Genomic DNA, 15,008 nt, shown 5'->3' on the forward strand with positions numbered 1-15,008 from the left:
TTGGACTCCGGCCGACGAGCAGTGGTGGTGGTCCATCAACAATCCCGACGTGGGCTCGCCCCGGGCGGCCTACATCGAGTTGCAGCGGATGGAGAAGTGAGGGCATAGAACGCTGATGACGCTGATACGGCGCTGATCCTCGCTGATGAAGGAAGACAATGGGGGATCCGCGTAGATCAGCGTCTCATCGGCAATACTGGTGTTCTACTGCTCCAGAGCCTGATAGATGATAGCGCCTTGGCAATCTCTCGGCACCGGAGTGTCCAGCAAGGCACAGATGGTGGGCACGATGTCAGTGAGCCAGACGGTGCGCTCTAGCTCCACCCCGCGGCGGATGCCAGCCCCCCGCATCACTAGCAGGCAAGTGTTCGACCCCAGGCCCCAGGCGGCAGTGGACAGCTGCTCGCCGTGGTTGCCGCCGAAGCGCTCCTTCAGAGTGAAGAGGATGTCGCCGATCTTCTGATTGGTCGGGTCGCCGTACAGGCCCACGTAGCGCATATCCTTCTTGCGCAGGACCAGGTTGTAGGGGTGCAGCCCCGTCCGCGGGTCCACGTAGGCGTGCAACGCTGCCATGATCTCGTCCAGGGTGCGTTCGTAGTCCTTCTGCGGGACTATGCCGTGGGGCTCCCGCCCCTCCAAGTTGACGTTGACGAACAGCCCGTTGGTGAGGTAGGCGCGGCTGCGGCTCCAGTCTGTCTCTCCGTCCGGCCCTCGCACTAATAGCCCCGAGTCCTCCAGCACCCGGCGATGGTCCACGCGGATGTCGCCCGGCAACCCACCGTGATCTGAGACCAGGAATACGGTGGTCTCTTCATCGGCCAGGTCCAGGATGCGGCCCAGCATCCCGTCCAGGCTGTCCATCAGGCGCTTGATGAAGTTCAGGTGGCGGTTGCCCTCTTCGCGGTTGTCCGGGTTGGCGTAGGGGTCGGCCACGTTGAGGCCGTGGTGGTTGGCGCAGTCTATGGCGTGGGCCTGCATCATCAGCAGCGACCAGTCGCGAGTGCGGGTCAGGTACTCGATGGCCCGGACGAACCAGTCGTGTTGGTAGTCGGCCAGGTCCACCATGACCGACTCGTCGAACCAGGAGTTGGCGCCGTAGTGGCCCAGCCCTTCCCAGGCGATGTCAGTGATGAAAGGGCCAATGTTGTCCACTAGTTCCCGCCCTACCTCAGGAGGGGTGGTGTAGTGGTCCACGTCCATCACTTGGGTAGCGTACAACCGCACCGACCGCCCGTCTGGCGAAAGCTGCTGCAGCTTGAAGCGGAAGGTACCTTCGCGCTCTCCGTCCATGGTGCGGAAGGTGTCGCGTATCCACTGTGACCACTGGCCCGGGCCGATCTCGGCCACTCTCTGACGGGCTCTCTCGTCTTTGGCGATGACGACGCGATCGTAGCCATTGCCGTCGTGGGAGAGGAGGAAGAGATGGTAACGGTGGCCGGGCGGAAGGATCTTGCACACCGGGGTGGCCAGGCTGACCCCGGCGGGTTTGTGCTCGTCGCCGTCAGGGACGCCGTAGAGGGTGCTGCGCTCATCCATACCTTCGCCCACCGACTCGCCGCCGATGCCACGGGCCTCAAAGACGAGCTCGCCGGCCAGGACGGGCAGGCGGCTGGGGAGGTCTGCGCCATTTAGCGCCGGCTGCAGGCAGAGGGGGGCGTTTCGCGGTTCCTCGGTGGCGAACATATGGGCGCCATCGATCTGATGGGCGCAGGGCTTGACGTGACAGCCGCACACTTGCACCCCGGTGCGCATGGTCGGGGGGTGGGAGGCGGGGTATTTGAGCAGGATGGTCTGCTTGCCGGCACGCTCCAGAGCGTCCCAGATGAACTCGGCTCGCGTCTCGGCTGAGGTGTAGCCAGCCATCCAGCGGCCGCGAAGCTCCGGTGGGCGGAAGACCTGGAAGGACATGACCTGGTGGGTACCGTTCCAGGCTCCAGTAGAGATAGTGGTCCAGTTCTCGGGAGTGGAGGTGGGGACGGAAGAGAGACAGTGAGGTGCGAAGGTGCCTTCCTCGATCATGCGCCTGAAGTTCGGCAGCCGGCCCTCGGCCATGAGGTACTGGACGAAGTGGGGGCTGACGCCGTCCATCCCAACGACGATGCACTTCCGGGTCATATTGAAGGTCTCCTGTAGTGAGGCTGCTGTAACCCCGCCCCCCTTCCCTCTCCGGGAAGGGGGGTCGAGGAGAGGTCCAGCTCATGCACTCCTGATGAAGTACTGCTCGATGTTGGTGCAGCCGGGCGTCTTGGCCCGGTCGTCGGATAGGGCCACCTCGGGCACGTTGCGGAAGTTGTTCTTCACGATGACCAGCACCGGCAGCAGGCCGACCACGCCCACGAACCAGATGTTGTCGGAATGGTTGTCTACGAACTGCTGAGCCACGGCGTCCAGCTCGTCAGGTGGGGCGGCCTTGATCCTCTCGTACAGCTCGTACTGAAGCTTGACCTCCGGCGGGGGTTCCTCTCCCCGCTCGCCCTTGGTGTCCCGCCAGCGGAGCCACTCATTGGCGGCGTAGGTGCCGGGGAGCCACCAGGTGGGGCCCAGGAGAGGGTTGTAGGCGCCGCCCATAGTCCACACGGACATGTCGAATTCGCTGCCATCCATGTGCTGTTGCCAGAGGCTGCGGTCCTCCTCCTTGGTAATGATGCGAATGCCGATCTCCTTCCACTGGTCGGCGATCAGGCTGACGCAATCGCGCCAGGGGCCGAAGACGGGGGCGTACTCGACCGTGATGGTCAGGGGATCGCCGCTGGGAAGAGTGCGGAAGCCCTCGTCGTCGCGCTGGCTGAGGCCCATCTCGTCCAGCATGGCATTGGCGGTGTCGGGGTCATGCTCGATCCAGCGGTTGAGGTACTCCTCTTTGCTGTACGGGCACTCGGGAGTGGCCGTGGCCTGCACCGGCCTGCCCATGCCCTGATAGGCCAGCTCGTTGATGTCGGAACGCTGGATGCCCAAGGACAGGGCGATGCGGAAGTCGCGGTTGTTGAAGATCTCTCGCAAGGCTTCGTTCTTGTGATTGAAGCAGAAGTAGAGCATGGAGTTGGGGCCAGTGCCATCTACCCACTGAAGCACCCGGTAGTCGCCCTGCTCGGCGCTCTCGATGAACAGCGGGTAGTTGCTCCACAGGATGTGGCGGAACTGCATGCTAATCTCGCCGGCCAGGGCCTTGAGGTTCAATAGATCGGAGTTCTCTACCACGTCCCACTGGATGCGGTCTATATAGGGTAACTGGTTGCCCTCTGGATCCACCTTCCAGTAGTAGGGGTTGCGCTCCCAGACGATGGGGACGTCGGGCGGGACCCGGGTGGGCACGAAGGGCCATACGACGGGGCACTCGGGATTGGTCCAGTCGCGGCGGTTGGTGAACAGCTCCCACCAGTTGTCGAAGCCAGCGTCCTTGACTTTCGCGGCCAGCTCGTCGGCGTCGGCGTAGTTGGGGTGGAACTGCTGCAGGTAGTGCTTAGGCCAGCGGAACATGTCGGTACCGGTGTAACTGGCCAGGGTCCTGATGAAGAGCCAGTAGGGGCTCTGGAAGGTGATCTTGATGGTGTAGTCATCCACCTTCTCCAGAGTCATGGGCTCGCCGTGCACCGGGTCCCGCAGGTCGGAGGGGAAGGTGGGATAAAGGTCCTTGTTGAGGAGGCCGTCCTCGTAGTAGAAGACGAAGTCATCGGCGGTGAAGGGCTCGCCATCGGACCAGCGCATGCCCTCGCGCAGGTAGAAGGTGAACTCGGTGCCGTCTTCATTGGCCTCGTAGCTCTTGGCCAGGTTGTTGATGATGGTGTTGCCGTCCTTGGCGTAGCGCAGCAAGTTCTCATACGCCAGGCGACCGGCGGCCCAGGCGTCCCCGGGACCCACGGCGGCGCGGTACCAGGTGCCGCCGTACTGGCCGATTTCCTCCTCGACCGGGACCACCATCGGTTCTTTAGGCAGGCGCTCCTCCACCGGGGGCAGCTCACCGGCGGCTACCTTCTGGGCCAGCGCTGGCGCCTCCTTGTACTTGGCTGCCGGGGGCGCGGTCGGTGCCTCAGCTGCAGCTGCGGCGGGAGTGGCAGTGGGTTCTTCGGCAGCCGGCGCAGTGGTGGGAGCCGGAGTGGGAGCGGCTGCGCAGGCTGCGGCGACCGCCGCAGTAGCTGCCAGTCCCGTGACCTTGAGAAATGTCCGTCGGTTCAACTCGGTCGGATCCATCGTCTCCTCCCTCAGCCCACATAGCTCAGATGAACGGACACGCGCATGGGCAGGTCGCGAACCTGACGGCGGGGCCAATAGGTCCCGCCAACGAACGCTGTCAAGCCTCCTCTCCGATCGGGAGCCGGCGTGCCAGCAGGGCGCGCCCAGTCGGCGATGCTGCGGGCGCACCGGGAGCGATGGCCGTCGGCTTCACCCATGGTGAGCGCATTCTAGCTCAAGCGACGTACCATTTCCATAGGGACATCTCCGGTAGGAGCTCAGGATCGGGGGTGAGTGTGTTCAGCCGGCAGTCGCGCGCAGGTGGTTTCCTCACCGGCTTTGGCGGCAGGCTCTTCGGCCGGCTAGAAGGGCAAGGCGCTAGCATCCGGGCAGGTCCCAGCCTCCCCCTGAGGAGTCCGCGCTCCCAAGCGCAGTAGGCACTTGGGGGCGCGGCGCGCGTGGGCGCGTGCACCCCTCGAAGGAAGGTGTTCCCGCGGTGCCGCCAAGGCTGGCTCGCCTAGCGCGAGCGCAGGGAAGGCCCTGAGCGACAGCGCTGGTCGGCATGTCTCCCCCGATCCTGAGCTGCTACATCCCGAGGCCCGGCCACGGTGGGAGGAGAGCCTCCGGGGCTGGCCCTCTGTGCACCAGCCTGGCACGAGCCGGACATCCATAGCCGTCCAGGTGCATGGGCGCCTTTCCTCTGAGGGCGGCATTGGCCCCTGCCCTTGGCCGGGTGTTACTCCTGGTCGCCCAGCCGCAAAGCCTGGGCCAATTGCCGCCGGGCTACGCCGTAGAGAAGGGCGGCCACGGCGGAGCCCAGCAGCGCCGCGAAGACTAGCGAGAACATGCCAATCTCCCGCCAGGCGATCTCGGCGACGAACGGGGGCACGGGTAGGCTGGGGTCCTCGGTGAGCTGGAAGTAGGGCACGAACAGCTCGGACGCGAGCACTCCCAGGAATGACCCTCCACCGACGCCATAGACGATGACGGTGACGAATTCCAGGGTCACCACCGTCATGAGCTGGTTCAGGCTGAAGCCAATGGCGCGCAGAACGGCGAACCGCTGCAGGCGCGACGACAGCGAGGCGGAGATGTACATGAGCAGCCCCAGGATGGAGAGGCCGGCGGAGGCGAGGAAGCCGATAGACAGCATGCCGAACACGCCCACTCGTTCCAGGCGGGAAGTGTCGTCGCTGACCATGCCCCGCAGGTCCTTGATCTGGGTGATGATAACGCCCAGCCCACCGCAGGCGTCATACAGCCGCTTGGCGTCCATGCCCGGAGCGGTGCGGAGCCAGACGCCGTGGGTAAGGGTCATCCCGGCGCGTTCGAAAATGTATTCCAAGTTGGCGATGACGGCCGGCTGAACCTCGGGATAGACGGTGGGGAAGTAGTCGTAGACGCCGGCGATGGTGAACTCCATGCTGCGCCGCTCGTAGTCCACCGACACGTCCAGCCGGATCTTGTCCCCTGCTTGCAGGCCCGTCTGGCCCAGCGCCTGGCGAGGGACGATGAGGCCATCGGGCACCAGCGCCAGCCGATTCATCAGCTCCCCCAGTGACTCGGGAGCGTAGTCCCGGCGCCAGTAGGCGACCCGCTGGAAGTCGACCCGGTCCACGCCCAGAAGGCGGATCTTCTGGGAGCGAGAGGCGTTGGGGGCCTTGAACTCGGCGGGGTACTCTCCCATGCGAGCAGCGTCCTCCACGCCGCGGATCTGCAGGTAGTCGGTTACGGGCAGGAGGCGAGCGCCGAAGGACTCCTCTTCCACCAGCTTGAAGCTGAAGTCGGCGCCTACGCGGTACTGCAGCCGCTCCACGAACCAGCGGTTGGCGCTCTGGGCCATTGAAGCCTGGAAGGCGCCCACCGCCAGGCACAGCACCACTAGGAAGAGGGCGTTGGCGTACTGACCACCCTCCCGCCCCAAGTTGCGAAAGCCCAGGTACCCGGGTACGGCCAGCAAGCGGGCCGCCAGGAAGTCCAGCAGGCGCATGAGCAGAGGGAAGACGCTGGCTACCAGAAGGGCGGCGGCGAAGAAGAACAAGGTGGGCGCCAGGAAGATGAGCGGATCCTGTAGAGGGCTACCCGAGGGCTCCCAGGAGAGCATCCCCAGGGTACCCCGGATCTGCAATTGCCGATAGGCGTACCCGGTGGAGATCACCAGGGGTACGACCAGGGTCAAGCGCAGCCACGGGGGCGAGATGCGGGGGCGGGACCTTTCGCGTTCGTACTGGACTACGCTCTGGCGCGCGGCTCCCACGGCAGGGATTAGGCGGGTAAGGACACTCAGGCCGATGGCGGCCAGGAAGAAGCGGACGTCCATACCCATCAGCCCCGTCTGAGGCAGGTCCCGAGAACCGAAAGAGAGGAAGTCGTGGGCCTGCCCCGCCAAGCGGGAGAGCGCGTAGCCGGTAAGTAGGCTAAGCGGGATGCCCACCGCGCCCAAGATGAGCGCCTCCGCCAGGCTGATGCCCAGGATATGGAAGCCGGTGGCCCCACGGCTAGAGAGAAGGGCGGCTTCGCCCTTCTGGTACCGTACGGCGATAGATGAGATAAGCCCGAGGAAGAAGAAGAGCAGCCCCAGAACCGGCAAGCTCATGCCATAGAGCATGGTGGAGAGCATGTCTTTGCGCTTAGCTGCCTGGCGCAGAGGCTCGATGGGAGACAGGTCGAGTCCGGGCCGGGGGAGCTTCTCGCCCGAGAGGCGCCGCACCTGCTCCAGGCCTCGGGCGTAGTGCTCCACCCGGTCGAGCATCATCCTGTTGTCATCGAGGACGAAGTACCAGAAGTTGAAGCCGGTCCTCTCGTAGACACGGGGCTCGACGAAACGCACGTAGGCGTCGCGGGTGGTGAGGAAGTGGTCTTGCAGCGCCTTGGTGGGGTCCCCATACCAGAAGCCTTCCGAGCCCTCGCGTGGCTGCCACACGCCGGCGATGTGGATGGGGATGGGGTCTTGCTGCCCGGCGGCGAAGTAGGCCAGGCGGTGCACGTCGCCTACGTTGAGGCCGAGCTTTGCGGCCAGGGGGGGCTGGACCCAGACCTCAAGGTAGGGAGAGTCCTCGGCGGTGGCGAAGGGGGCGCCGCTGGTTACCTCAAGGTTCTGCTCTGCCCCCTCAATGAAGGCCACGCTGAAGAAGGTCACCGCCCCGCCGCTGCCTCTGGTGGTGCCCCCGTCGCTCTCGCTCTCGCCCGTGCCCGGCCGGAACAGGAGCCCAGGGCTCTCCACTTGAGTGTAGCTGGAGACGATGGGCAGGCCGATCTCGCGGCGAGTGATATCGGCCAACCAGAGACCGTTCAAGTCCACGTCGCTTACCTTCATGGGCCAGCCGGTGCTGGGTAGCGAGTAGTAGCGCAGGGTGAACAGGGGCCGCTGGTTCACCGATGCGAAGTCCGTCAGTTCCTGCCGGAGCACCAAACGGCTGACGAGCTCGGAGAAGACGGGAATGGACACCACCAGCCCCACGGACAGGCTTATGCCCACCAGGCTGAGAAGCGTGAGACCCATGCGGTTGCGCAGACGGCTGGCGGCCAGCTTGAAGGTGAGCGAGAGATAGGCCAGATAGCGAGACAAGAGCTTCCCTCCGGGCTGCAGAGCGCCGGGTCGAGCCGGCGACCGGACGCATTCGACGGCGGGGGCAGGAACGCCCCCACTAGGCCGAGCCGGCTGACGAGATGAAGCGAGACATGTGGCGCCGACCCGGTGCAATCGCCATCAGTCTACTACAGTGTTGTTTCGTTGGGCAAAGGACCGCCTGCTGCCTGCCCTGCTTCGGCGCACGCAGGGCCGGTGTCTTGCCGGTGGACGGGCCCAGGATAGCCATGGAGCAGGCACCGGCGAGAGCTCACGGTCGGGGGGATGCTCGTCGGCCGCGATCCCGCTCAGGCGGAACGCCGCCGGCTGGCGAGCTGGGGCCTCTTCTGAGGAGTGCCCCGAGGCGCGGGGGCACTCGGAGGGGATCGTGTGTCGCTGGGGATGTTTCGCGCGTGGGCGCGCGAACTCCTCGGGGGTGGTTGGTCGTCGGTGAGATGTGTGCCCCGAGGCGCGGGGGCACTCGGAGGGGATCGTGTGTCGCTGGGACCCTGTCGCGCGTGGGCGCGCGAACTCCTCGGGGGTGGTTGGTCGCCGGTGAGATGTGTGTGCCGAGGCGCGGGGGCACTCGGAGGGGATCGTGTGTCGCTGGGGATGTTTCGCGCGTGGGCGCGCGAACTCCTCGGGGGTTACTGCAGCCCAGAGCTGACCCGTGCAGGCCGGCTCTTCTCCGAGCTTCACATCACTCGCGCGGGTTCTTGCAGGCGCTCTTGCACCCGTGCGGGCCGAGGCTACACTGGAGCCTGGAGGAGCGCCATGCAAACCAGGATGTTCCGGCAGCCGCAGCCCCAGCCATCCAGCCGGCAGCCGCTGGCGGCGCGGATGCGCCCCCAGACGCTGGAGGAGTTCGTAGGGCAGGAGGACATTCTGGGCCCGGGCCGCATCTTGAGGCAGGCCATCGAGAGGGATCAGGTGTCTTCCATCATCCTTTGGGGCCCTCCGGGCGTGGGCAAGACCACCCTAGCGGTCATCATTGCCAACGCCACCAAGTCCCAGTTCACCTCCCTGAGCGCGGTGACCAGCGGTGTGGCCGACATCCGCCGGGTGGTGCAGGAGGCGCGGCGCGCCTTACAGTCCTCCGGCGTGCGCACCATCCTGTTGGTGGACGAGATCCACCGGTTCAACAAGGCTCAGCAGGATGCTCTGCTTCCCTACGTGGAGGATGGCACGGTGATCCTGATCGGGGCGACCACTGAGAACCCCTACTTCGAGGTGATCGGGCCGCTGGTGTCCCGCAGCCGGGTATTCCAGCTTCGGCCGCTCTCCGAGGAGCATCTGTTGACCATAATGCGGCGGGCGCTGGCGGATGAAGAGCGGGGGTTGGGGCGAATCCCCCTCGAGGTGGAGGAGGAAGCGCTGAGACACATCGCCAAGCTGGCCGGTGGCGACGCACGGGTGGCGCTGAACGCGCTGGAATCGGCGGCCACGGCCACTCCAGCGGACCGTGACGGCGTGGTGCGAATCACCCTGGCGGTGGCGGAGCAGGCCATGCAGCGGCGAGCCATCCTCTACGACAAAGATGGCGACGCTCACTACGACACCATCAGCGCCTTCATTAAGAGCATGCGTGGTTCCGACCCGGATGCGGCCCTGTACTGGCTGGCTAAGATGATCTACGCCGGGGAAGACCCCCGCTTCATCGTCCGGCGGATGATCATCTTTGCCTCGGAGGACGTGGGCATGGCTGACCCTCAGGCGCTGCAGGTGGCGGTGGCGGCGGCTCGGGCCCTGGAATGGGTGGGCCTGCCGGAGGCGCAGTACAACCTGGCCCACGCTGCCATCTACTTGGCCACGGCACCCAAGTCTAACTCGGCCGGTGGTTACTTCGCCGCTCTGGCGGACGTGGAGCGGGAGGGTCAGGTGCAGGTTCCTCGCCACTTGCAGGATGCCAGCCGCGACGGAGCGGCGCTGGGCCATGGGGAGGGTTACCTGTACCCCCATGACTTCCCGGGGCATTGGGTGGAGCAGCAGTACCTGCCAGACGCTCTCCGGGGCCGGGCCTACTACCGCCCCGGGCGCCTGGGGTACGAGCGACGGGTGTCCGAGCGCCTCGCACGCCTGCGAGGAGGGGAGGGACCCGAGCGGCAGGCCGAGGACCGGGAAGGAGGCGGTGGCTGAATCAGAGCGGACGGAGCCGAGGAGGAACGATGGTACAGGTCGGCGAGATCCACTACTACGAGCGGCCGGGGCCGCGAAACACCGATGACGTCATCAACGCCGCCGCCCGGCGGGCCCGCCACCTGGGCATCCGCCAGGTAGTGGTAGCCACCAGCCACGGGCGCAGCGCCCTCACCGCTCGGGCCGCTTTCGACCCCGAGGTGCGGGTGATCGCCGTGACCCACTCCGCTTCCTACTACCGGGAGGGCTGGACGCCCACCGAGGAGGAGAGGCGGCGGATGCTGGACGCAGGGCTGGAGATAGTGACGACCACGCACGCCCTAGCCAACGACGTGAGCGAGGCTATGGGAGGGGGTGGGCTGGCGCCCAACCGCATAGCCTGCGACATGCTCTGCTGCTTCTCTCAGGGGATGAAGGTGGCGGTGGAGGTCTCCGTCATGGCGGCGGAAGCAGGGCGCTTGGACATGGGGAGCGACGCCATCGCCATTGGAGGGACGGGCGCTGGGGCCGACACGGCCATCGTGGTGCGACCAGCGTACGCCCGGGAGTTCGCCCGGCTCAAGATCCGGGAGGTGATCGGCATGCCTCGCTGAGGGCGTTAACCTCACTATTGCGAGACCGTGCCCTTTCCGTATGCGTTCCGTCAAGCGGCCCGGGGAGAGTGGTGACACAATGAGAGTTGCGTCGGCTACACTCGAGTAGCTTTCTTCTCCTCCTTTCGGGGTGAGGGGTCCGGAAACCCGGACCCCTCACCCTCTTCTGAGGAGGGCCTCGCGGCACAAGTTCAGCGCGGGCGCCAGATGGCTCCGGGGACGATGACCACGAACCACACCGCGCCGCCCCCGAGAATGGCTAGCATGGTGGAGAGCTGGGGCGACTCGGCCAGGACCGCGGCCGTGGCGATGATGATGGCTACCCACACGATCACGGCGCCGATCAGATACGCCATCCTCTGCCTGCTGGTGTCGTTCACGCGCTCACCTCCCAGGGTGCGGCTGAGCCGATGGTAGAAGGTTGGCTCTCACTCGGCAAGGGGTACAGCACTCGCTTGTGCAGCCACTCACGACCGGGAGTGCTTCGCCCATTGGGGCGCTCGCGCCTCCCAGGCACCAACCGCCGCCTTGCATTTCTCATGGATCATACGGCGATCGAACTCCCGGAACTGGTCGAGCACCTGAGCCTGCTCCTCTGGAGTGAGGTAGGTCATGGCGGGAAGGAAGAACTGCTTGTCTTCCTTGGCAATGTGGGCTCGGTAGAGCTGGGGTAGCACCTGCAGGCCTGCCCATCCCTCGCCACGTGGGCCCGCGTGAGCCAGACTGGCCACGAATCGCCGCATCCGTACGTGTTCCTCGATCAGATCCTCCATGGTGCGCCTGTGCTCGGTCGAGAGTGCCTTCTCTGAGAGGAAATGGAACAGGATGTCCTCTTCCTTGCCGTGGTGGATGCGATCAGCATAGGTCTGCAGGAAGTCAACAGAGGCAATGAGGAACTCCGCTTCCATCTGCTGGCCCTGTGGCTCTAGCAGGGTCACCCAACGCTCGATGAGACGGTGCTCAACCATGAGAGGACCTACTGGCATCATAGCTAACTCCCAGACAGCACACTGTAGGTGGGTAGCTTAGGGCCCCCTGTCAGCGAGTCAAGCCAGCCAGCAGGATCCCGCCGACGGAGGTACTGCCCGAGCGGCGCGGCGTCTGGGCACACGGATTCCTCAAGAGGGTGACCTAATCCCCCGAAGGAGCTGAGAAGGGTCGCGCGCGATGACTCGGCCCCCGGTGTCGAGGGCACTTGCTGCTGGCGCGAAGGAGCTGAGGATAGAGGGGCCGAGCATGTTGGGCGGACGGGCGCAAGTGGTTTGCTCACCGCTCTTGGGACTGACTCTTGAGTCGGCTAGGGGGCGGGGCGGTAGCGCTTCTGCAGGTCTCGGACTTCTCCTGAGGAGTGGGCGCCCCTGGCTGCGGCAGGCACCCGGGGGGACAGCGCCCGTGGGCGCGCGCACTCCTCGTATGATAGGTGGTAGGGATGGCCGAGCGAGACTGGCTTTGACAGACGAGGAATCCCTGGCATGCTCGACGGAAGGTGCCCCAGATGCGGTAGCCACCTGGGGAGAGAGCGCGCGAGCGCCGGCAGTCCTCGACGGAAGGTCCGCCAAGCACGGTAGACACTTCCGGACAGGGTGCGCGCAATCCTCGACGGAAGGCGCACCGGTGGTGCAGTCGGGGCGGGCTCGCCTGGTGCGAGCGCGGCGTAGGCCCTGAGCGACGGCAATCGGCATCTGTGCTCCCGACCCTGAGCGGCGACGCTGGCGCCGGTTGCCTAAAGGTGACCGATGTGGTAGTATATTACCGAGCAAGTCAGGATCGCTCCTGCAGTGCTCTATCCCTCCTGTGGACAGGGGTGGGGGGTTTCCCGCAGAGTTCCCCCCACCCCTTTCTCTCTTCCCGGCGGCGGTTGTGGCAACTCGCCGCGCGCCGTATCATGGTCCGGCATCAGCGCACGCAGGAGACCGGACATGAAGCTTGACGGGCGGGTGGCCATCATCACCGGGGCAGGCCGGGGGATAGGACGGGCCACAGCGTTGCTCTTTGCTCGGGAGGGAGCGCGAGTGGCCCTGGCGGCCCGGAGCTCTGGTGAACTCGAGGCAGTGGTAGCCCAGATCGAGGCCCAGGGTGGGCAGGCATTGGGGGTTCCCACCGATGTGCGCGACAAGGGTCAGGTGCAGCGTCTGGTCGCGGCTACGCTGGATCGCTTTGGGGGTGTGGACATCCTCATCAACAACGCCGGCGTGGCCCGCCACGGGTACGTGCTCGACACTACCGAGGAGGACTGGGATCTGACCTTTGACGTGAACGTCAAGGGGGTCTTTCTCTGCACCCAGGCAGTACTCCCCCACATGATCTCTCGACGGTCTGGCAAGATCATCCACGTGTCGTCGGGCGCGGGCCTGAGGGGCTCGGCCTGGAAGGCGGCTTACAGCGCCTCCAAGTTCGCCGTGATCGGTTTCGCCGAGTCGCTGGCACAAGAGGTGGGGCGGTACGGAATCAACGTGAATACCATCTGCCCCGGGCCCGTGGCTACGGAGATGCGAGCCCAGAACTACCCCTTCGAGAGGCCCGAACTGCTGCCCCAGCCGGAAGAGGTGGCGAAGTTGGCCCTGTTCCTGGCCTCCGACGATGCCCGTACCATCCACAACGCGGTCATACGAGTTGCCGTGGGCCCGGAGCCCATCCCAACCGACGAACGGCAGACTGAGGATGGAGAGCCGCCGCGATAGGGGGATAGAACGCTAATGGCGCTGATACTACGCTGATTCACGCTGGTCTTCTGAAACTCTTTCCTCTTGATCAGCGTAGATCAGGGTTCTGTTCCTCACCTTCGTGGGGCGGGGAAGGAGGATACCGGATGGATGTGAGCGTCTCTCAGGCACGAACGCTGGCCGAGGCGCCGCTGAAGCTGAGCTACAACCGGGTGTGGCGCATCTATCGCGGCGGGCGTCTCATAGACGAACTGCGCGGAGCGGCCAACCCGGCGGATGGGCAGTTCCCCGAGGACTGGATCGCCTCCGACACCCGCGCTCTGAATGAGGGCCGGGAGCAGCTGGTCGAGGGTTTGAGCCAGGTGGTGCTGGAGGATGGGAGCGTGGTCTACCTGCGCCGTCTCCTGGAGCTGGCGCCGGAGGCCTTCCTGGGCGCGGAGCATGTCCGTCGGTTCGGCAGTGGTCTAGCTCTGCTGGTGAAGCTGCTGGACTCGGCCGAGAGGCTGCAGATCCAGGCGCACCCCAGCCCGGAATTTTCCCGGCAGCACCTCAACGATCGCTTTGGAAAGACGGAGTCATGGCTTGTCCTTGGCACCCGCTGCGTCGGTGGCCAGGAGCCCTACATCCTCCTCGGCTTCGCGGAGCGCATGGACAAAGCCGGGTTCAGGGACTTGGTGATACGGCAGGACAGCGCCGGCATGGAGCAGGCCCTCAACCGGATAGCTGTCGAGCCGGGGGACATGTACATCGTACGGGCCGGGGTCCCCCACGCCATCGGGCCGGGTGTCTTCATGGTCGAGGTGCAAGAGCCGACCGACTGGGTAGTGAGTGCCGAGTTCCAGGTGGGCCAGGTGCACCTGAGCGAACGGGCCGCTCTGATGGGACTGGACGTGGACTTGGCTCTGGACGTGTTCGACTTCGATGGCCCAACCGGAATGGACGCCGTGGCTGCCGCCACCCTTCGCCGCCGTCCGGGGGATAGCGGGGCGGAGATAACGCTCATCGGGGCGGAGGACACAGACCTCTTCTCCGCCTGCGAACTGCATATTGTGGGTGACCTCCCGGATCCTCACCGGGGGAGGGCCTACTCTGGCATAGTGGTGCAGGGTGAGGGAGAGCTGGTGACAGCGCAGGGGGCGGTGCCCCTCAACCAGGGCGACTCTTTCTTCGTGCCTGCCTCCTCCCGCCACGAAGGTTACCGATCCTCACATGGGATGACGGTCATCGCCAGCTTCCCTCCGGGGTGAAGCGCGGGTTGCAGGCGGTGATAGCCGCCGGTTTTCGCAGAGGAAAGGAACGTAGAGCGTGAGTGAGAGATCGAGCGAAGAGCGCCGCCGGGCGTTCGAGCTGAGTAACAGAGGGGCCTCGTACCTGCAAGAGGGCAAGCCGGAGAAGGCCCTGCCTCTCCTTCGAGAGGCGCTCTCCAGCCTGCCGGACGATCCGAGCATCATGCTGAACCTGGGAGGGGCCTACGTGGTGCTAGGGCGGTACATCGAGGCCGAGGCCGTCCTCAGCCGGGCGGCGGAAGTGGCACCCAACGATCCTCTCGTGTGGTCCAACCTGGGCGCTGCGCTGCTGCGGTTGCGGCTGGGGGACGAGGGCGAATGCCAACGAAGGGCCATTGCTGCCTTTCGGCGAGCTCTGGAGCTGGACCCGAAGGCCCCCAACGTGGCCTACAACCTGGCCCTGGTACACAGGGAGCGGGGGGAATGGGAACAAGCGGCGCGCTTCTTCCAGCTGGCCATGGAGGCTGATCCGAACGATCCGGATGCTCGCAGTCTGTACGAGAAGATGAGGAACCGGGCCGCCGGCCAGGGCCCGAACGAGAAGGCCACGCCGCCCGACTAGTGAAGGCGATGGCGGAACCGGCGAATGCTG

General features: G+C 65.5%; 10 protein-coding genes. 5 read left to right on the forward strand and 5 right to left on the reverse strand.

Features of this window, described 5'->3' with window-relative positions; genetic code table 11:
• Positions 1–204: 204 nt before the first annotated feature.
• The 3 genes from HPY83_12155 to HPY83_12165 form a co-directional block, all read right to left on the reverse strand.
• The gene (locus tag HPY83_12155) at positions 205–2,115 is read right to left on the reverse strand and encodes a hypothetical protein (GenBank protein ID NPV08696.1); all 1,911 of its coding nucleotides are present in this window, start codon (positions 2,113–2,115) and stop codon (positions 205–207) included.
• A gap of 81 nt (positions 2,116–2,196) precedes the next feature.
• The gene (locus HPY83_12160) at positions 2,197–4,188 is read right to left on the reverse strand and encodes an ABC transporter substrate-binding protein (GenBank protein ID NPV08697.1); all 1,992 of its coding nucleotides are present in this window, start codon (positions 4,186–4,188) and stop codon (positions 2,197–2,199) included.
• 718 nt (positions 4,189–4,906) lie between these two features.
• Positions 4,907–7,738, reverse strand: a complete 2,832-nt coding sequence (locus HPY83_12165) for an ABC transporter permease (GenBank protein NPV08698.1) — start codon at positions 7,736–7,738, stop codon at positions 4,907–4,909.
• A 786-nt stretch (positions 7,739–8,524) separates the two neighbouring features.
• Here HPY83_12165 and HPY83_12170 point away from each other — a divergent pair.
• Positions 8,525–9,874, forward strand: a complete 1,350-nt coding sequence (locus HPY83_12170) for an AAA family ATPase (GenBank protein NPV08699.1) — start codon at positions 8,525–8,527, stop codon at positions 9,872–9,874.
• Positions 9,875–9,903: 29 nt separating this feature from the next.
• Positions 9,904–10,467, forward strand: coding sequence for a hypothetical protein (locus HPY83_12175; GenBank protein ID NPV08700.1), 564 nt, complete (start codon positions 9,904–9,906; stop codon positions 10,465–10,467).
• A 191-nt stretch (positions 10,468–10,658) separates the two neighbouring features.
• Here the strand turns inward: HPY83_12175 and HPY83_12180 are convergent, their stop codons facing one another.
• Together HPY83_12180 and HPY83_12185 are read right to left on the reverse strand one after the other, a co-directional pair.
• Positions 10,659–10,847 (reverse strand): hypothetical protein, encoded by a 189-nt coding sequence (locus tag HPY83_12180; GenBank protein ID NPV08701.1) that lies wholly within the window; start codon positions 10,845–10,847, stop codon positions 10,659–10,661.
• Between the two features lie 87 nt (positions 10,848–10,934).
• Positions 10,935–11,456, reverse strand: coding sequence for a cation-binding protein (locus tag HPY83_12185; protein ID NPV08702.1), 522 nt, complete (start codon positions 11,454–11,456; stop codon positions 10,935–10,937).
• Between the two features lie 930 nt (positions 11,457–12,386).
• Here HPY83_12185 and HPY83_12190 point away from each other — a divergent pair.
• The 3 genes from HPY83_12190 to HPY83_12200 all read left to right on the forward strand — a co-directional run bounded on the left by HPY83_12190 (position 12,387) and on the right by HPY83_12200 (position 14,978).
• The gene (locus HPY83_12190) at positions 12,387–13,148 is read left to right on the forward strand and encodes an SDR family oxidoreductase (GenBank protein NPV08703.1); all 762 of its coding nucleotides are present in this window, start codon (positions 12,387–12,389) and stop codon (positions 13,146–13,148) included.
• Between the two features lie 128 nt (positions 13,149–13,276).
• Positions 13,277–14,377 carry a class I mannose-6-phosphate isomerase gene (locus HPY83_12195; protein ID NPV08704.1) on the forward strand — a complete coding sequence of 367 codons (1,101 nt, stop codon included), beginning with the start codon at positions 13,277–13,279 and terminating at the stop codon, positions 14,375–14,377.
• Between the two features lie 58 nt (positions 14,378–14,435).
• Positions 14,436–14,978 carry a tetratricopeptide repeat protein gene (locus HPY83_12200; GenBank protein ID NPV08705.1) on the forward strand — a complete coding sequence of 181 codons (543 nt, stop codon included), beginning with the start codon at positions 14,436–14,438 and terminating at the stop codon, positions 14,976–14,978.
• The last annotated feature ends 30 nt before the right edge of the window (positions 14,979–15,008 follow it).

This window comes from Anaerolineae bacterium, from assembly GCA_013178015.1.
Taxonomy (GTDB): domain Bacteria; phylum Chloroflexota; class Anaerolineae; order DRVO01; family DRVO01; genus Ch71.